Consider the following 21,528-nt stretch of genomic DNA (forward strand, 5'->3'; position numbering starts at 1 on the left):
GAACTAAATACCTTTCTTCCGGTCTTTACAATTTTTGAATTTTTTGGGTCAGCAACAGATTCTTAGTGCGGAAACTGATATAATATACCCCGCCTTGTAACGCTGCACTATTTATTACCGACTGCATGGCCCCCTGCTTCACAGTTTGTGACAACAGTATTCTTCCGTCAATACTCATTAACATTAAAATGGTTTGTTTATCTGCAGCAGGATGTTGAATGGTAATTGAACCATCAGCAACAGGCACAGGATATACCAGTAGTTTTTTTGCTACTGTTTCAACGAAAGGAGTGTTTGTAATAATACCGTTTGAAGGAACCAAGCTGATTCCTTTGTATAAACCATTGACCGGTGCATTTACCAATACCGTAGCGGCAGGAACCATACTGTTATTTGTTAAGGCATTCACATCAACTGCCTTCATAATTTTATTTCCATCGGCTGTTGCATATAACTCAACATCTGCGCCTGTGACAACGGCAGTAAGCCCCCTGTACCTTGCAACTCCATCGCCAATAGTGAACTTATACACCCAGTTACCTCCTTCAAATAAATATTTTTTTATCCCCGGCAATGTTGTGCCATCGCTGCTTACGTACAACACATCCGGTGAATTTGTGCCCATTGCAAGTAATACATATTGAAACATACTTACCGGCACACCTCCTGAACCGGCATCTTTACCAAAATCGGCACCGGTTAAGTTGCTGGCAGTTGCTGTTGTTTGTGGCAATCCGGTACCTACACTGCCCAACCTTACGGCACTGCCAAGTGTACCGGAGTTACTGCTGATGTATAATTGATTTTTATAAACAGCTGGTACACGAAAATTGGTACCGTTAATTTTTACTGCATTGCTGCTTCCTTTTGCTGCATAATACAAACCACCCGTTGAATTAACGCCATTACCGGCAACCCAAAGATGATTACCATCATCAGATGGTACTGCACCTGTAACAAAGTTCTGATCAAATGCTGCAGTTAACTGTGTTGAGTAATCAGCTGATCCGTTGGCATCAATAACTCCAATTACCCGTTTTACTATTGAAGCAGTGGTGCCTGCAATATTTTTCACGCCCGGTAGTGTTTTGTAACCGGCAATTGCAAGAAATTGTCCGTTTGCTGAAAGGTTTGCATAGCCCTCAGTAACAGAAGAACCTGTAAGCAAAAAATCATCAGTTGGCAATTGGCGTGATTGTACAAACACACCTGCTTTTGTATATTCATCCAACAGTACGGTTTCAGCTGCAGCCGTTAATGTATGTGTTGCAAAACCGCTCCGTATTACCAGCAGGTTGCCGGGGGTAAAGGCTGGTACAGTTGTTTCATTCATATTAATTGTAACAACAGTAAAACTATAAGCAGGTATGTCAAGTGTTGTTGTAACTGCGTTTATAACAGAGGCATTGCCGTTTGTAATTAAACTTCCGTTTATCCATTGCTTAAATGTGGGCGTGCCATTAACGGTGCCACTCATTAATTTTATTTCCTGTCCGGTAATAATTGCAGAACGATGATTGGTGATCCAGACAGTAATTGTATTTCCTTTTCTGAATGCCCTTGTATTTAGAGCGGAAGAAGGTATTGTTACCCGGCCGTCTACATCATCTGCATCAATAACAGTTGCGCCTTCTGTACTCTGAACTAATGCACGATTTAACTGTGCTCTGTAGTTCGTTGCACCTGTACCATAATTCCACCAGGTCAAACCCGTCATACCAAGATCCATACAATCAAAAATTGAAATCAATCCTTCTTCTGCTTCTAACTGATCATCTACATCTGATTTTGCATCCCAATGAATTTCTGTATTCCATTTTGGTTTACTTCCAGCTTCAAAACAAAAATTAACTGCACCAGCAACAGGCCGCAGATGAGGATAATAATGCGTCCCTGCAATATCCATTGTGTTTCCCCAACCGTTTGCAGTAAGTGTATTAACAAATGTTGCAGCATTGGCGGGTCCATAGGTTTCTGCTCCAACAAATTGTGCCGGCACTGTAAACAAACCTTCCGCGGCATACGCTTTAATGCGGCCAACTATATTTTTATATTTCTCGGGGGTAATACCTCCCTGGTTAAATTCGGGTTCATTATCCACTCCAAAAATGTCAATTATAATTCCCTTACTTTTCATGAATACCAAAAAATCACGATATACTTTTGCCAGTTGGGCAGAATCAACATTTCCGGTGCCATCCTTCATCCAGGGAAGAAATGTATCAGTTCCTTCAAGCCGTAAACTTGCAAACAGTTTCACTGATGGTTTAATGGCTTTTACCCTTTGTATGGCACCAACAATATCGTTGTCAGTTGTATAGGCAGCTTCCGTTACAACTCCTTCTGCCGGATGACCGTCACGGGCATAAACCGGAATACGCAACACCATCATCCCATCCTGTACAAAAATGCTGTTTATAAGATTATTGCTTAATGCAGCTGCTTTGCCGGGTTGCTTGATATCATATCCCCAATCTGTAATTGTCTGTTTCTTAATATGCGGAAAAACAGTGACAGCGCCGCTTGTTTGGGCTGTAGAGTATTGCTGTGCAACTAAGCAACACAGCAACCCAAACGTCCGCAAAAAAGTTAACAGATATTTCTTTCTGATGGCTATCATAAAGGTTGAATAATGTAGCTGTAACTATATTGTTTTGCAGTTAAGCGGTATTGGTTATGCGGCGGCATCCCCCAACTGTTATCTCCTCCTACCCCACGTTGCCAACCGTCAACATGCACGCAAATCAAAGGCCGCTCCACCACATCATTTATATGCCGGTTCTTTTTAGTATTACCTGCATCAAAATCTTCATCGTAATAAGGCATGGCACTTACACCAACAGGTTGTAATGCTTCAATCATTACACCATCACCTTTTTCATTTGTTAATTGTAACCAGCGAACATCGTGACGATTACCATTTGCCTGCGGGCGGATATATGTTACATACTGACTGTCTGTACTTTGATTATAAATGCCGATATGTGAAGCATGCTTTCTGTCGGCATAATTTTCCCAGGGACCCCGGCCATAATAAGTAAACTTCTTAAAGGATTTGTCCACATCAAAGCGCATACCCATTCTTGGGATTTCAGGAAGATTGTTAGCGCTCACATCTATGCTGCTCTCTATTTTCAAAGCACCATCTCTCAGAAAAGTGTAACATATTTTATAGTCAACATTGATATAATCCAGTTTATATAATACCGTTACTGCTACACTGTCTGCTGTTTCTTTTATATTAATATGCTTAAATGATTTGTTTAAATGTGCATTACGCCAAACGCCGCCCCAATCCTGCATTCTATTTCCATAATCATTATCTGTTACGGCACGCCAGAAATAAGGTTCCGGCATTTTTTGCAGAACAGGTTTGTTGTTTTTTGTATAACTGACAAGATTTCCGTTCCGGGTATTAAACTCAGCTTTTATTGCAGCACTTGTTAAAATAATGCGGTTGTTATCTTTTACTTGTGTAATGCTGCCGTTTGAATGATTAGAGATCTTTTTGCCGAAATAAACATTTTCATTCAGCTTAAACTGTTGTCTGGCCACTTCATGACCTGCAGGAATTAACGGTTGCGCTTTTTTTGTAAGAGCAAATACGTTCAGATAATATTCCTTATCAGCATCAAAACTGTTAGTATAGTCAAGTGTAATGTCGGTTTCTTTTCTTGCCGCAAGATTAACTGTTAGCACCCCTGATTTTATCACAAGTCCATTCTCAGTTATCTCCCATTTAAGATCGTATCTGTTTAAATCAGTAAAATCGTGTACATTTTTTATATGCAGCTTTTTTGAGTTCACATCAAACCCTGTAAATAAAATATAGCTGTAAAACTTTTTTACTTCATACAAACCGGGGTGCGGGTTCCGGCTGGCATCTACTAGCCCGTTAGCACAAAAATTTTCATCATTGCGATACATGTAACTACCGAGATCTCCGCCGTAACCCCAAAATTTTCGCCCATAAGCATCCTTTTGTGCAAAGCCCTGATCCACCCAATCCCAGATACAACCACCCTGCATTTGTGGTGATGAATACATGATATCCCAATACTCATCAAAGTTGCCGCTGCTGTTACCCATTGCATGGCTGTACTCACACATAATGAACGGACGAACATCGGCACCTTTTCTGGCAGCATAACTTTTCATACTGTCAATTCGTGGGTACATAGGTGCAACGATATCTGTATTCCATGTTTTACTTGCCTGCTCAAACATTACGGGTCTTGAAGGGTCTCTTTGTTTGATATAGCGGTATGCATCTTCAAATACTTTTCCATTTCCACATTCGTTACCCATACTCCACATGATAACAGAAGGATGGTTTTTATCACGTTCCACCATGCGGTTAATACGATCCATATGTGCCGCAACCCAATCGGGCCTGTTAACCGGATGTTCATTAAATTCCGAACGTTTCTGCTGATAATTGGCACCCATACCATGTGTTTCAATATTGGCTTCATCGATCAGAAAGATGCCATAACGGTTACACAGTTTATACCATAATTCATCATTAGGATAATGACTGGTTCGATCTGTATTTATATTATACAGCTTAAACAATTCAATATCCTTCATCATCAACTCCTTTGTAGGCACATGACCGAGATATTCATCGTGCTCATGCCGGTTAACCCCTTTTACATAAATCGGCACACCGTTTACAAGCACCTGGGATTTTTTTATTTCCACACGTCTGAAGCCAATTTCGCAACCGGCATATTCCTGAATATTACCGGCAGCGTCTTTCAGTGAAAAAATAAAATGATAAAGATTTGGATACTCTGACGACCACTGCTTAATATTTTTTATGACAGCATCTTTCAGTACAATTTTATTTTCGCCAGTAACAGCATTTACTTTTTTCGCTGTTGTATAAATAATTTTTCCTGCTTCATCTTTTACGGAAACATTCAGTGTATAACTGCCGGGCTGTGCGGCTTTCAACACAAACCAGGGTGCAATAGTCCCTGCTTTATAGTCGTTGGTAAGGCCGGCGTTCACTTCATAGTCAATGACAGCCGTCTTACTTCTTGCCAGTAAAAAAACATTTCGTTCAATTCCCGATAACCGCCAGAAATCCTGATCTTCCAAATAGCTGCCATCATGCCAACGAAATACTTGAACTGCAAGAATATTTTTTCCGGATTTTAAAAACGGGGTAATGTTAAATTCTGCGGGTGTTTTTGAAGCTTTGGTAAACCCAACCTCTTTTCCGTTTAACCATATGTAGGCCATACCGCTGATTGAACCAAAGTGCAGAAAAATTTCTTTTGCAGTCCAGTTAACCGGTATTTCAAAATGCGTTCTGTAACTGCCTACGGGATTATCATCATGCGGAATGTAAGGCGGGTTGGCAGGAAACGGATAAATAGAGTTGGTATAAATAGGCACACCAAATCCCTGTATCTCCCAATTGGAAGGAACTGTAATATTTTTCCAGTTGTTATCATCAAAGTTTGAATTAAAAAAACCTATTGGCCGGTCAGCTGGCTTTGAAACATAATTAAATTTCCAAATCCCATTAAGTGATTGGTAATATGGCGATTTAAATTCATCATCTGCTATTACAGATGCCTCATCACTGAATGGAATTAGTGTTGCATGTGGCTTCACTTTGTTTCGTTCTACCAAAGTCTGGTTCTCCCACTCAGTAAATGTAAATGGTTGAGCAAAAACGGAGGTACCTGTAAAAATGCTTACTAAAAAAACGATTTCCTTCATAACTGAAATTGTAAAATAAGACCGGTATATTTCAACCGGTCTTTGCCGTTGTTACTGATTATGCTTACCCCAAAAATGTTTGCCGTCCGTTAACCGGCTATTTTTATTATTTTTTTACCACTCTTCAAATCGCAGATCCTGTTCCGGTGGAGTACGTTGAATCAAGGTATCCTTTACACGGAATTTATTTGCACCGATGTTAAATGAATAATCAAGGTTAAATTGTTTACTTGTACTATTAAATGTACCTGTGCCAGATACTGATGAAACAACTGCATTACCGGCAGCTACCGTTACATTTGTTCCGTTTAGCGATAATTGCAGGAAACCTGTTGTGCTCACACCGGCGCCATTGGTGGTTACAGTATTTGCATTAACTGTATTTAACGTCCACACCTGGTTTTTACTAAGATCAGCATTGCTGTAAGTTTTTGTCTCCAGTACGTTTCCTGAAGCATCAATACGCTCTTCAACTCCTTTATGATAATAGCTGCCGCTGTAAGCACTGATGTATTTTACCACCAAAATGGTATAATCTTTTGCAGGCACTGTTGCATTACCTCTCAAAACTGAATCAGTAGTTGAGCTTACAATGCGGAGAGGAATGGCGTAGTAACGGTTCACTGCATTTACATCGGCTGTAAATAAAGAGCGGTTAAGGGTTACTGTAATATCGCCCACAAAACTTCCTTTTGCAATGGTAATCGTACTGCTGTTACTCAATGTGTAATAGGCGGAGGGCATCAGTGTAAAAGAGCCGGCACCGGCAACAGTTATTAACAGTGAAGGATCAACAGCAAATGTTACGGTTTGATCTTTTGTATTTTCTCTCACTCCACCCATAGCCACGCCTACTTTAAACTGCATATTATCATACGACACAATTGTCCGCAAAGGCTTTTGCGTAGAAAAATAGGATGTTGTTATTCCAAAATCAGTATCATACGGTTCATACTTCCTGCACGAAGCGAGGGAGGATACCATACAAACAACTGCTATTACATAAATTATTTTCATCGTTGATTTTTTTAAGTTACCAGCCAAAATTATTTACAAGTGAAGGGCTTTTTGAAAGCTCTGTATAAGGTAAAGGCAAATAATAATTACGGATCATATCAAGTTTCCTGTCTTCTACATTTTGCACAGCATAACTGTATGTCGACCCTGTTTTGGTCACCACAACACCTTTAACTGTCGCATTCAAAGGAAGCACCCAACGGCGTAAATCGAAGTACCGGTGATTTTCAAAAGCCAGTTCAAGCCTGCGTTCATTTTGAATGAGATTTCTGAAAGCATCTTTACCCAATGCAGCCACTTCGTTTACATACGCATCAGATGTTGCTGCTGTAAGCCCAGCTCCTTTGCGTATGTTTTTAATAACAGTTGATGCTGAAAAAGATGCGCCCGGAGGAATTACGTTAGGGCCATACGCTTCATTCGCAGCTTCAGCAAAATTGAGATAGACCTCTGTTTTGCGAAGCATTACATAATAATGAAAATCAAGAAGCGGGTTTAACGGATTAAGCAAATCGCTTTTCACCGATAACCATTTTTTCAGATAGTATCCTGTTCGTGATGCATTAAAGTAACGGGAGCGTGCATCTAACCCACCATCAAACAATTGCACTTCTCTTCCATCAATTAAAGCGGAGTTAAAATATACGTTCATACTTAAACGTGGATCTCTGTTTGCATAAGGATTTTGCGCACTGTAACCTGAACGTGCATCTGTAATGGGATAGCCATTCAACGCCGGAAATGATTCCACTAAATTTTGTGACGGGCCTGTTACAGCATCGCCATATTCATGCGGAGGATACTGTGCATACTCCATAAAATTATTATTATGAAAACGACGCCAGATAAAATCGGCAGGTGTAACAGGGTTTGAAAAATCAGCAGGTTTTAAGCTGGTAAAATTTCCAATTAATACAATAGCTTGCCTCGCTGACTCAGTGGCACGTATCCAGTTAGTATTATACTCTGCAGCATCAACCACTGAAAACTGACCCATTGCGGTAATTTTTGTTACAGCATCAGTCTGGTACGCAGGGCTTGCTGCGTATAAAGCAGTTTTGGCTTTTAATGCAGCAGCAACACGCAAATCGGCACGGCCTAAATTACGAATGCCAAACACGGCATCTGTTCCTGCATACTGGGTCGGAAGATATTTAACAGCCGAATCGCAATCGTTCATAATCTGTGCAGCACATTCCTGGTAAGTGTTACGTGTAATGTTTAAGTTTTTTGCTTCAGCATCAGTTAACACTTTTGTTGAAATCGGGTAACCCAGCGCTTCGCCAGCATTTGTTTTACCTCCATATAACTGCAGCAGTTGAAAACTGTTCCATGCACGCAGAAAATAAGCTTCGCCCCGTAACTTTCGTTTAATAATTGAATCGTTGGCAGTGCTTACAATATCATAAATTGTATTTGCTGTTAATCCTTTTTCAATAAACTGGTTCGCTTTTGCTATTTGGTTATACAGGTTTGTCCAGTCGCCAAGCGGATTATCGTTGGCTGCCAGGGCACCACTACCTAACCTGTAAATCCCCGAATTAAAATTATTTGTAACAGCATTATCTGTTGCTGCATCAAGAAAATTATTGCCGTTGTAAAAATCAAACCTGCTCGGTATATCGGCATAAATGTCAATCAATACTCCTTCAGCCTTATTTGGCAGCTTCCAGTTGATGTCTTCAGCAAATGTATTATCAACACGAGGTTCCAGCATTTTTTTACAACCTGCCAAAACAGTTACCGAAAGCAATAGATAATATAGATATGTGTAACGCTTCATGTTTGTTAAAATTTAAAGGATAAACCAACTGTTACTGTACGGTAGAATGGATAGTTTGTAATACCTGCGTTGAGCACTTCAGGATCAAGCTCTTTATTTTTTGAAAGAACAAACAGGTTACTGCCTCTTACAAATGCACGCATTACTTTAATAACAGACAAGCCATTGATAATTGTGTAGCCAAGTTCTGCATTGCGGAGCCTGAAAAAATTACTGCTTTGCAACCAGAAAGTAGATGTTACATTGTTGTTTGCACTGTAATTTGATGTAAGGCGTGGCATTGTGCCTGAAGGATTGGTTACAGGATGGTAACGGCTTAGTGCTTCCTTTGAATACTTTGATGTACCATCGAACCTGTAATAACTGTTGTTCAGAATATTATCAGCACCGGTTTGTGCTACTGCGAGTAACGATAATGAAAATGCTTTGTAAGTAAAGCCAAGATTTAAACCAAAAGTTGCAGGCGGGAAACTGTTGCCAATAACCTTCCTGTCCCGGGCATCAATGATATTGTCTTTGTTTAAATCTTCATAAGCTATATCACCAATTGTGTAGGGGCCAATCAACTGGCGGGGCGCATTATCAATTTGCTGTTGTGATGTAAACAACCCTTTTGCCACATAACCATATATGGCAGCAGTTGAGTTGTTTATGCTGTTTAAATTTGGATCAAGTGCAAGTACATCGTTATTGGCAAGAATTTTATTTTTGCTGTACACAAAATTTACACCGGTAGTAATACCAACATTACCTGCGTTTGCTGTATAAACTACCTGGGCTTCAATACCTGCATTCCTGATTTTTCCAAGATTGATGCGTGGATAAAAACCGCCTGCGAGTGATGAGTAAATGCTTGCAGCATTTAAGATAATGTCGCTGCGGAGTGTGTTAAAGTAATTAAATTCAACACTGAGTTTTTTGTTCAGCATCAACATTTCAACCCCTGCTTCCCATTCAGTTGATTTTTCCCATTTAAGACTGGGATTACCGACAAGATCAAGTGTTGAACGGGTAATACCAAACGTGTTATTTACTTCTCCAAAGTTGATGGACCCGTTATCTCGCCACCTGCTTTGGAAAAGATAAAACTCAGTTGCACGGTCGTAACCTAGTACACCAAACGAAGCTTTTAGTTTCAGGAAATCAACCAATGTGTTTTTAAGGAAATTTTCTTCACTTACAATCCATGCAGCTCCAATTGAAGGCGAGAAGATGAGCTTGTTGCCACTGCTGAATTTGTTACTGCCCATCATACTTACAATACCATCTGCATACAATTTGTTTTTGTAACCGTAAGAAGCTTTGTAATAAGTGTTGATGTTTTCAATGTTCTGATATGAGTTTCTGTCTTCGCCCCTGTAATAAAAATAAGTTAACGAAGTGCGGAACGATGAAACAGCATCAGCATAATTATAATTGACAGATGCTGTTAAGCCATATACCCTGCTAATGTCTTCACCCTGGCGCTGATCTCTCAACTGATCGCTACGCTGGCGCAACGCTGCATAAACAACCGAATCTCCACCAATTGTATTCTTTAATACCTGGCGCAAATAAGTAACAGGCACATTGTCTCTGCCGCTTTGGAAAAACTGGTAGTTATCAAAATGAAAAACTGATTTAAGCGACAGACCTTTCACTAATTTATTTAAACCGAGATCCATACCAAAGTTGGTTTGCCCGTAGAAATAATTATGCTTTGTTGAGCCGCCATACATTAACTGGCCATATACATTTTCAGCACGCACCAACGAGCCGCCAAGCGGAGGAAAATAAGCAAGCCCAAGTGGCGAACCTGTTTTTAATAAATTACTGTCGGTGATTAATAACGGGTATTCATTTGGGCGGTGTGTACTTAATGCTCCAAACACCTGATCCTGGTTCCATCCACTCCAGTTCCTGCTTTCAATAACACCTGCAGCATCGGCAAACACATGAAAGTTGTTACTTACTTTAAAATTTAAATTCCCCCGCAGGTTAATACGATCCTGCTGTGGTGTTTTACCAATTTTTTCAAACCCTGCTGCACCGGTATAACCAATTACCAACGCATAATTTGAAGTGGTGTTGCCGCCACTGTAATTAAGTGTAACACGCCTGATGGGTGCCGATTTTTTAATGAAATAATTATAATAATCAACATTGGGATAAAGCTGATCGTTTGGCCCTTTGCTGTTTTTATATCCATCAAGATCGGCCTGGCTGTAAAAAGGTGCTAAACCATCATTTGTTCTTGCTTCATTAAACAAAATTGCATACTGATAGCTGTTGAGGTAAGATGGCAAACGTGTTGCAGTGCTGTAACCGTACTCCGATGTAAGCTCAATAACTTTTGTATTATCTTTTCCACGCTTGGTTGTAATGAGTATAATACCATTTGCTGCACGTGGCCCATACATATTTTTTGATACAGGATCTTTCAATACCTGCACAGTGGCAATTTCTTCGGGATTAATAAAATTAACGGGGCGTTCAATACCATCAACTAATGTAAGGGCGCCGTTATTATCCTGGCGTTGCAAACCTCTTACATATAAACTTGCAACATTATTACCAAGCCCGCCACTGTTTGAATTTACGATAAGCCCCATAACTCTTCCCTGTAACGTATTGTGCAACGAAAGATCGGTGTACCTGCTCAGTTCAGCACCGCTAACCTGTCCGTTAGCTCCTGTAAACGCTCTTGCAGTTGTTGTGTTTGACAGTGGAAGGCGAATAACATCAGACGATGATGTTAACAGCAATGTTTGCTTCAGTGTAATGGCAGAAGGCAAATCATTTGCATCAAGAATGAGTATTTGTGTTGCATAACCCGATGCTTCAATTGTAATTGCTGCGCCAGGTTTTGACTGGAAAGTAAATGCACCTTTATTATTTGTACGAAGCTCCTGTACACCTTCATTAATGATAATAAGTGCATTGCTAATTGCTGTTCCGTTTTCGTCTGTTACTACCGATGTGTATGTACGGTTCTGGACAACAACCTCAGCTTTGTCTTTTTGCTTTTTCTTTTGTGCACACAGTGTTTGAGGAAACGCTGTTACAAAACATGCTGCTGCAATGATGTATGTAAACTGTTTTAAGAGCATAAGTTTAGTTTTTGGTATAGTTTAAAAAACAAACACGTTACCATCCGGGATTTTGTTTAAAGTTGAACTGATTGTTTACCTGGTTCTGATCAACCGGATACCAGTAATGTTTTAATTGAAACACCCGTTGCTCAGTTGTGAGCGGGAAAGCCATGTTGTAAGTAAATACCAATGTGCTTTTGTTGGTAACTGTTGCGTGATTGGCAGGTGGTGTAGCACGCATACCCATAATTGGTTGGCTCAATACCTGTTCAGCAATCATCCATCTTCTTATATCATGCCAGCGGTGGTTTTCAAACATCAATTCAACTGTGCGTTCGTTTCTTATTTTATCACGAAACAACTCCTTGCTTCCAGTAAACTCAGCTAGTACCGGCGGCATACCAACTCTTGTTCTAATGAGGTTAACAGCAGCTACTGCTGTTAAGCCATATCCTTTAGGATCGGCATTGGGGCCATAAGCTTCGTTCATTGCTTCGGCGTAATCAAGATAAACCTGTGCAAGGCGAATGTAAATTGTGTTAAGACTATACCTGTTATACTCAAGGTTTACAAAATTGGCACCAGGCCAAATAAATTTTTTACACACATAGCCAGAGGTTAACCTGTTACGCACATTATTATTATTCTGTGCATTTAATAAATCACGACCACCTACATACAATTCCATATAAGCAGGTGTGTTGTTTGAGTTAGAACCCCATTGCTCACCGGGCACAATAAAATTGTTATAAAAACGGGGATCTCTGTTTAAAAATGGTTTTTGCGGATTATAACCTGAACGTGAATCGGTAATTGCATAGGCATTGCCAGCATTGATTACTTCATATTTATCGGCCATATTTTGTGTGGGTGAACAGAAAGAAGCTGCATCAATACCAGTACCACCTGAATGAAACTGTGGGATATACAAACACCTTAATCCACGTGTCTGGTCTCTTGTTGCACCATTAAAGTTGTACCAGATTGATTCGTCGCTTACCGTGTTTGGCGCATGGTAAAAAATAAATTTATAATCGGCACCACTTAATAAGCGGTAACTGGTACCTCCCGTGTTAGCAACACAATATTTAATAAGATCATTGGCATACTCAGCTGCTTTTTCTGCCGCAGGTATTCCATAACCATTGTTTACAATTGAATTTAAATTGTTTTGCATCAGCGGACTTGCAGCATACAACATGGCCATTTCTTTTACAGCCATTGCTGCAGCTTTAGTAGTGCGGCCTTTTTCGGCACCAGTCCATTGATGAGGAAGAAACTCAATTGCTTTATCCATATTCTGCATCACAAACTCGTTTGATTCGGCATAGGTTTTACGTGGCACGTCCAAATCGTCGTTTGCATTATACACTTTATCATAAATGGGCATCCCCCCCATACGTTGAATAATCTGGAAGTAATACCAGCCTCTGAAAAAATAAGCTTGCCCAAGCAATTGATTTTTTTGTTCGGTTGAAAGCCCCGGCACCGTTTCAATTTTTTCAATTACTTTATTGCAAATACGCAAACACATAAATGCATTATCCATAATGGCACCTCTTGGTGTACCAACATCACCATTGCTTCTATCGAAACCAATTTCTCCAATAGTGCGTTTGTTTAACCAATCGCCCAGATTAATAATATTCATGATGCCATTGTTGGCCGATGAATTACTGGCCATTTCATCGCTCAATGAACCTACACTTGCTCTTTGTAAAAACTGCCCTTCCCAGGAATGTATATCAAGCAATGCTGCATAACAGGCATCAAGATAACCTCGCACACCTTCATAACGGCTAAATACATCTTCCTCCACAAGACCAAGCTGATCCCGTTTATCTAAATATTTTTTGCAGGAGCCAAGTGCAACTAAGAATATAATAAGTGGAATAATTTTTTTCATGTTACTCTGTTTAGAAATTTGTACGTAATCCAAAATTGAAACGTCTTACAATTGGGTAAACATTTGCACCAGATGTTTCAGGATCAATACGAGAATCAAGTTTTGATAAAGTGAAAAGATTATTACCATTTACATATAGCAATAATGATTTAAAACCTGAGCGTTTCAGTAATCCCCAATTAACAGTATAGGATACTTCTGCATTTTTCAACCGGATATAAGCAGCGTCCACATAAGAATAAGTGGAACCCTGGTTGTTATGCCCGTTGTTTGAGATGTGCAGTGCTGGTTTAACAGCAGTTGATGCTGTTTGTACTGTCCATCGTTGGGCAATGTTCGATTGACCAACCACAAAACCTGAATTAAAATCCCAGAGGAATAAATCAGGAATTTCCCGATACACATCGCCTGCAGCATACAGTAAAAAGTTTACTGCCCATGATTTATAACTGAAGCCGGCATTAACACCCAGCGTTTTCATGGGTGTTGAAGTGTAACGCATTGGCACACGATCGAACTGATCTACAATACCATCACCATTAAAATCGGCATAAATAAAATCGCCGGGAATTCTTAATGCGGGAGAACCACTGATAACCGGTGTTGGATAGTTGTAAATATCATCAAGTGAAGAGTAATAACCAGCATTTAAATACCTTGTTTGAAAACCTATTTGTTTATTGGCTTGTTTTAAATACTCAGCCGTAAGGCGTGCATCATCTCTGAATACAATCCTGTTTTCAGACCATGAATAATTTACGTTTACATAATAGTTAAACTCTTTGCCAAGTTTATCATTCCAACCCAATTCAATTTCATAACCATGATTTTTTGTAACACCCAGGTTGGCAAACGGTGCTGAGTTTCCAAATGCCCTTGGTATAGTAAGCCTTTCCATGAGAATATCTTTCCTGTCTTCTTTAAAGAAATCAACACTACCTCTTAACCTGCTTCTGAACATACTTGCATCAATACCTAAATTTTGTTTGGTTGCTTTTTCCCAAGTGTTATTTACATTGGCGGTTTGTCCTTCGTAATAAAGCGGGCCAAAGGAGTTTAAATTCTGATCACCAAAACGAATGGCTCCGCCGGTGCTGTATGTTTGAATAAACTGGTTTGCGGGAACACCTCTGTCGCTACCCACTACACCCCAGTTATATCGTGCTTTCAGTGTATTAATAATATTATCGCCCAGTATTTTTTTAAAGATGGGTTCAGAACTGATAACCCAACCTACTGCTGCCGATGGAAAGAAACCAAAAGCTTTATCAGATGAAAATTTTGAAGAGCCGGTATAAGAAGCATTTACTTCGGCAAGGTATCTCGATTTATAGCCGTACGTAATTCGGCCCACATAATCTTCGCCATACTCACCAATATTAATAGCAGCACCTGCGCCTGCATCAATCAGTTCTCTCCTGTTAAATAAAACAAGGGCACCAACGTCATGCTTTTTGAATTTTCGTGCATAGTTAATCGAAGCTTCGTAATACAAATCCTTTTCATAGTTCAGGAATGCATCACCGGAAGAGATCAGTGGTTGTTCCTGTGACTGATCATTTGGGTAGCGTATCTCCGAGCTCATTGGGTAAATAATTGTTTTACCATCGGGCGCCAGTACAGGATTTGCGTAATCGTATGTGCGGTTATACCGTATTACATTCAATGCACTAAAATTTCCTGTAACACCACTGCGCAGTGTACTGATTTGATAAGTTGAACCCGATGTGTAAGAAATTTTTCCACGCACACTTAAACCGGGAGTAATAAAATCGAGATCCTGCGTAAGTTGTGCATCATAAAAACCCTGGAAGTATTTATAAACACGCTGCCCGCCTTCATTTAAATTGAGCAACATATTATTTTCACCTGCTACCGATTCCCCTATTGTTCCATCTTCGTAACGAAGCGGGAAAGCATTGCGTGGTGCAGAATAAATGCGGTTAAAAAACTGATCCTGTCCAAAACCATCTTCACCACCACCATCAATACGGTAACCGGGCTGGTTTCGGTAACGGAAATTTCCGGAGAAATTTATGCTGAATACGGTTGACTTTGTAATGTCGAAATCAAAATTAGTTCTCCAGTTATATCGCTGTACTCTGAACTGCGGATCAAAGTCTTCGTTTGCTGTTGTTTTATAAATGTCACCATCATCGAGGTATCCAAACGAAACAAAATACCGCATAAACTGTGAACCACCCCGGGCACTTAAGTTATAATTCTTTTGACTTCCATAATCACGTACAGCTTCATTCCACCAGTCTACCTGCGGAAAATATTGATTGTATGGACCCGCATTACCGATGTTTTGCCGCCATGCATTGATCGTTGATTCAGGAATAAGGTTTGCATAAAGTTTATCGTTAATAGCAGCTTCATTGTACAACTCCATTGCAGTTATATAATCGGAGTACTCAGGTTTAATCGTAGGCGTTTTAAACCCGAAGTTGGCACTGAACGAAAATTCAGGTTTGCCGATACGTCCACGTTTTGTGGTGATCAGAATAACTCCGTTCGCTCCTCTGGTTCCATACACTGCTGTGGCAGATGCATCTTTCAAAACGGATATTTTATCAATTTCATTCGGATCTATTTGATTTAAGTTCCGTTCAACACCATCCACCAATACAAATGGCGATGTATTATTAAAGGAAGAAATCCCCCTGATAAAAAGAGCAGCTGCATCAGAACCTGGTTTTCCATTACTGTTCACGGCAGTCAAACCCGGCAATTGCCCCTGCAATGCTTCAGAAACCGTACTTACCCCACCGGTTTTCTTTAGCTGTTCGCCTTTTATCTGGCCAATGGCTCCTACCACACTTTCTTTCTTTTGGGTGCCATAGGCTACTATCACAACATCCTCCAAAGCGGTTACTTTACTTTGCAGACGTGCGTCAATTACTGTTTGATTTTCGGCAACCACAATTTTCAGTTCATCGTGGTTAATTGATGTAATAATGAGGGTTTGTTTACCAGTGGGTATAACAATAGAAAAAGCGCCATCATTATTGGCAACGGCTTTTCGGCCGGTTGATTCTACCTGGATGGTAGCACCCACCACAAATGAGTTGGTTTCATCCCGCACTACACCTGTTATGGTTCGTTGCACGTTTTGGGCGTGCAGGAAAACGGAAATGTGCAGCAGCAGTAAAATGAACAGGGCAGGCCGCAAAACCCGCCTGCAAGCAGTAGCAATTTGATTCATGATGTTAGTTTTGAAATAGAAAAACTTCCCGGATTTTTTTACTATCCGGGAATCCGTTTTGGCAACGGAGCTGGGTTTAGAGTTCCTGTTATGGCAGAATAATTTAGTTGGCACAATCGGTGGTTATGTGCCATGAAAGTAGAACCTGGTACAAAAAAAGCCGTCTCAACAGGGGGCAAAAACATCTCAAAACAGATTTATGAGACGGAAATGAACCTGCACGTTGAACTTTGAGACAAAATAAACAGCAGAAAGAAAAAAAGAGACGATTCAATAGCTGGTAAAAGATACCATGGGTCAGATAGTTTTTATGGATTCTTTTTATTTCTGTTTCCGGTAAGTATCATTGTTCACTTCTATCTCAGAAAGATACTGCCAAACCGTCCGGCGCCGGGTGGAGCAATGATCGTTCACACATCACTCCTGATTGGGCGATCATTTTGGCTGATAAAAATTTCGACCGGGATATGGGCGGGCAAGAGGCAAATATTATGAGCGGGTTTTAAACGCAAATGGCTGCATCCACAAGTACCGGTCAATTTGAGGCCACCACAACAACCATTGGTTTATAATTGCCGGTTTTATTGAAAGTTCTCTATGCATCTGTTTCATTTTCTACAAACCGGACCGGAGTTACACCAAACTCTTTTTGAAAACACTTCCCGAAATACTTGGGATTACTGAATCCTGTTTTATAGGCCACTTCTGCTACCGTATAATTGCCCGTTTTCAAAAACAAAGCGGCTTTTTTTAACCGGTACTTTCGAATAAATACAGAAGGAGACTCCCCAACCATTTGTTCCATACGGCGGTAAAACGTTGCCCGGCTGCTGAACATGTTCTCAGCCAGAAAATCAACATCAAGGTAGTCCTTGTCCAAATGCTTTTCAATTAAGTTAATGATATCCTGAATAAATTTATCTTCTGCCGACTCCTTGATTTCCTCTTTTGGTTCCACTACCATAACTGTTTTCAGTTTCACTTTGGCAGCACTGTTGCGGAGGTAGCTTTTTACTTTCCATTTTAAGAGATCGGCACTGAAGGGCTTTTCAATAAAATCATCAACCTGGTTTTGGAAAGCAACCAGTTTTTGTTCTTCGGAGTTCCGGCCGGTTAAAAGCAGGAAGGGAATATTTTTATATTTATCGTTACTCCGTACCGTTCGGCAAAAAGTAAGACCATCCATTTCAGGCATATCAAGATCGCTGATAATAAGATTAATTTCCTTTTGCTGAATAACAGACAATGCCTGTTTTCCATTTTCAGCTTTGTACACGGAGAAATCCTCCGCAAGTGTATCTGATAAGAGTTTCAGCACTTCTTCATTATCGTCAGCAATTAAAATATTCCATTCTTTGTTTGCTGTTGCCGGTAATTGAGGTGAGTTTGCTTCAGGGAGTATTAACACCTGTTCATTCTGGTGCTCCTGCTTACCTGCCGACATGATAATTGGTGTATGAACAATGTGTGGCTTTAATTCAGTAATGTTGTAAGCACCCTTATCAATAGGAACAAAAAGGGTGATAGAAGTAAACTCATTCAGCTCACTTCGTATCTCTAAGCTCCCGTGATGTCTGCTGATAAGTCTTGCCACCAAATTCAACCCGATACCCGTGCCCGGTGTTTCCTTTTTATTGTATCGTACATTTTCTGCACGGTAAAAGGGTTCAATAATTTTATCAATTTCATTTTTTGCAATACCAACACCCGTATCTGTAATGGTAAAACATAAATAGTTTCCTTCTTTACTTAAACCTTGCGGCAAATCCGTTTCGCCCAGGTACTGGCTGTCAATTTTCACTTCTACAGTTCCATTCGCTTTGCAATATTTGATCGCATTGCTTACCAGGTTCATCACTACTATTTCAAGAATTTCTTCGTCACACCAACCCTTGATATTTTCTTTTAAACTCTTAAATGAAATACTGATATTCTTTACAACTGCAAGTGGCGCCGCCTCATGAACTATTTGTTTTACAAGTGTTTTTATATCTTCTTCGGCCACATTCATCAAAAACCCACCACTCTCACTCTTACGAATGTCCATTATCTGGTCAGTAAGTTTTTTTAAGCGTAGCCCCTGCTCATACAGGTTATTCAATATTTGCGGATTCACTTTTTTACCCTGCAATGCCTGCTCAAGCGGGCCAAGTAAAAGTGACAACCTGTTCTTGATCTCGTGCGACAGATCAGTATAAAATACCATTTGCCTGTTATGAACTTTGCCGCTTTCAATTTCCTCTTCAAGCATTTGATTAAGCTTATACCACCTTTTGCGTAATGTAAATGTGATGATGGCAGCCACCAGCAAAAGGAATCCATAGATCAAAAACGCATAACCGGTTGTCCAGAACGCTGGCTTTACCACAATGCTTATCGTTTGAGCCTGCTCAGCCCACTCGCCCAAAGGGTTTGCAGATTTTACTTCGAAAGTATAATTACCCGGTGGCAAATCAACATATTGTATTTGCTGGCGTACTCCTTGTACCAAGGTCCATCCAGTATCTTTTCCCGCCAAACGATAAGCGTACCTGTTTTTTTCAGGAGTTGTAAAATCAAGTGCTGCAAAGCCGATGGAAAAACTGTTTTTGGCGTGAGTTAAGATGACAGTCTTTGTTTGTATTAATTGCTGATAATAATCTGATTTTATATCTCCTGCCACAGCAGGCTTTGTTTCAGGTTTCCCGTTCTTCAACAAGTCAAACGATGTCCATACAACAGGCATCACCTGTTTATTTCCGGCAAGTTGTTTTTTAATTTCGTACATACCTGCGCCATTTCCAAAATAAACGGAACCCTTCGCATCTGCAGCGGCAACTTTAAAATTAAATTCAGAATTTACAATTCCATCTTCCTCACCAAAACTATGAAAAGGAATAAACTGAGTTTCAAGCATGGATGCCACACCATTGAGTGTTGATACCCATATTTCCCCGTTGCTGTTTTCTGTAATTGCACAAACAGTGTTGGAAGGCAAACCATCTTTTTCTTCAAATACTTTAAAATTATCTGATGCCGGCTGATAGAGATACAAACCATCGCCACGTGTACCAACCCAAACCCTGCCTTTACTATCTTCAGCAATCTTTATAATGCGGTCCGATGCATTATTTTTTTTGTTATAACGGCCGGTCTGCCCGGTTTCAAGATTTACTTTTGCCACACCATCTCCTCTTGAGCCCACCCAAACATCATTACGCACATCTTTCAGAATACTGAAGAGATGGCTTTTCGAAGGAAATTGTTTTTGCAGTAAATGATATTGAGCTTCTGTTTTTGAACTGCCGTTTATACTTAAGCGCAGCAATCCTTTATCCCAACTTGTAGCCCACCATTCTCCGGGCGCAACTTCTGCTATATCACTTACATCAATCCACTCCTGTCCCTTTGCAATTACTTTGTATGCCGGAGAAACTGAATTGAGGCTGGCCGATTGAATTAAAATCACTTCATCGTCTGCTATTATCAACATATCTCCATTTGATGCTTTCCGTGCAAGAATATAAGTTGAAAACGGGAGCTTTACGATTTCCTGTTTTTTGGTTTCACTGTTAAAACGTCGCACACCCGATTTCGAATTAAGCAGCCAAAACTGATTTGCCCCAACTGATACAATATCATTAAGGTAATTATCAGGTAAATATTTATCAGGCAAAAGGTTTATATAATTTGCTTCAAGAAACTGTCTTCTGATTTTAAATACGCCCTGCCTGCTGCCAACCCATATATTATTAGTTTTATCTACCAGCAAATCAGTTACCGGCGATTCTTTAAACAACAGGTTCCTGTTTATCAGCCTTGAAATCTTATTTTCTAAAATAAATATACCGGAAGGGGTTGAATACAGCACTGCATTATCTTTATAACTGCGTATAGCAGTAATAAAACTACCTGTTACAACCTCCTCACCCGAAGTTTTATATGCCTGCACAGAACTTACAGCAGATTCAGTGCTGTTTAATTTAATGCTATGTATACCTTTCTCTGAAGTGCCAACCCAAACAACAGCATCCCCTGCTGCATACAATGCAGTAACAGCATGCGTAAATGACAATGGCAGCATTTTCCTGGTTGCGTTTTCAAAAACAAACAAACCTGTTGATGTGCCTATCAATAAATTTTCATTTACTGATACAGCAATGCTTTGTATAGCAGCTCTGTTAACAAAACCATTAAACTGTAATTCCGGAGTGTATAACCGGCCCGGGGCTGTAAGGAGCTTGTAAATTTTACCCGAATTTGTATAATACCAGATTACGCCTTTTTTGCTGACGATTATTTTACTTACTGTTTCGTCATCTTTTGTTACAACCTGCACAGAGCCATCCACAGGATTCATAATACCCAGGCCGCTTTCTGTGCCTATCAGTATATTGCCGTTGTTATCCCCATTAATACAACGCACTGAATTATTTAAAAAACGATTGGTGGCTTTTTTGGTGAGATTATAATTTACAGCCGTAAATAAATTGTATTTATAAACACCGCCGTTAGTGCCAACCCATATTGTTCCTGTCTCATCCTGGTAAATTGTACGGATAGCCTGGTGTGGCAGCCATTTTTCTTTTGACGGATCGGCGTAGGTAATTTTTCCCTGCCCGTTCGATTCATTTAGCAGCGAACAAAGGATACTTATAAGTAATACAAATCTTTTCATGTACAGAGGAAATCAAAGACAAGATTACTGAATTCCAGGGAAACACCCGGAGGAATATTGCACCAATTAACAAACAGGAGATCATATGCGTTTAACTATTTCCGCTGAAAAATATAATAGTATTTATTCATTAAACAAGTATCGTCATGT

General features: G+C 40.0%; 8 protein-coding genes. All 8 read right to left on the reverse strand.

Going from position 1 to position 21,528, the window contains the following annotated elements; all coding sequences use genetic code 11:
- Positions 1 to 25: 25 nt before the first annotated feature.
- The 8 genes from VK159_RS12760 to VK159_RS12795 all read right to left on the reverse strand — a co-directional run bounded on the left by VK159_RS12760 (position 26) and on the right by VK159_RS12795 (position 21,378).
- Positions 26 to 2,620, reverse strand: a complete 2,595-nt coding sequence (locus tag VK159_RS12760; RefSeq protein WP_324230530.1) for a T9SS type A sorting domain-containing protein — start codon at positions 2,618 to 2,620, stop codon at positions 26 to 28.
- A complete protein-coding gene (locus VK159_RS12765) occupies positions 2,617 to 5,736 on the reverse strand; it encodes a glycoside hydrolase family 2 TIM barrel-domain containing protein (RefSeq protein ID WP_324230531.1) in 3,120 nt (1,039 codons plus the stop codon). Before VK159_RS12765 ends, VK159_RS12760 begins: the two co-directional genes overlap by 4 nt.
- A gap of 114 nt (positions 5,737 to 5,850) precedes the next feature.
- Positions 5,851 to 6,753, reverse strand: a complete 903-nt coding sequence (locus tag VK159_RS12770) for a BT_3987 domain-containing protein (protein WP_324230532.1) — start codon at positions 6,751 to 6,753, stop codon at positions 5,851 to 5,853.
- 16 nt (positions 6,754 to 6,769) lie between these two features.
- Positions 6,770 to 8,536 carry a RagB/SusD family nutrient uptake outer membrane protein gene (locus tag VK159_RS12775; RefSeq protein WP_324230533.1) on the reverse strand — a complete coding sequence of 589 codons (1,767 nt, stop codon included), beginning with the start codon at positions 8,534 to 8,536 and terminating at the stop codon, positions 6,770 to 6,772.
- Positions 8,537 to 8,541: 5 nt separating this feature from the next.
- Complete coding sequence (locus VK159_RS12780; protein WP_324230534.1) at positions 8,542 to 11,625, reverse strand: SusC/RagA family TonB-linked outer membrane protein; 3,084 nt, start codon at positions 11,623 to 11,625, stop codon at positions 8,542 to 8,544.
- Positions 11,626 to 11,662: 37 nt separating this feature from the next.
- Positions 11,663 to 13,513 (reverse strand): RagB/SusD family nutrient uptake outer membrane protein, encoded by a 1,851-nt coding sequence (locus tag VK159_RS12785; protein WP_324230535.1) that lies wholly within the window; start codon positions 13,511 to 13,513, stop codon positions 11,663 to 11,665.
- Between the two features lie 10 nt (positions 13,514 to 13,523).
- A complete protein-coding gene (locus VK159_RS12790; protein WP_324230536.1) occupies positions 13,524 to 16,625 on the reverse strand; it encodes a TonB-dependent receptor in 3,102 nt (1,033 codons plus the stop codon).
- A gap of 691 nt (positions 16,626 to 17,316) precedes the next feature.
- Positions 17,317 to 21,378 carry a response regulator gene (locus VK159_RS12795; RefSeq protein ID WP_324230537.1) on the reverse strand — a complete coding sequence of 1,354 codons (4,062 nt, stop codon included), beginning with the start codon at positions 21,376 to 21,378 and terminating at the stop codon, positions 17,317 to 17,319.
- Between the last annotated feature and the right edge of the window lie 150 nt (positions 21,379 to 21,528).

This window comes from Lacibacter sp. (assembly GCF_035299325.1).
Taxonomy (GTDB): Bacteria; Bacteroidota; Bacteroidia; order Chitinophagales; family Chitinophagaceae; genus Lacibacter.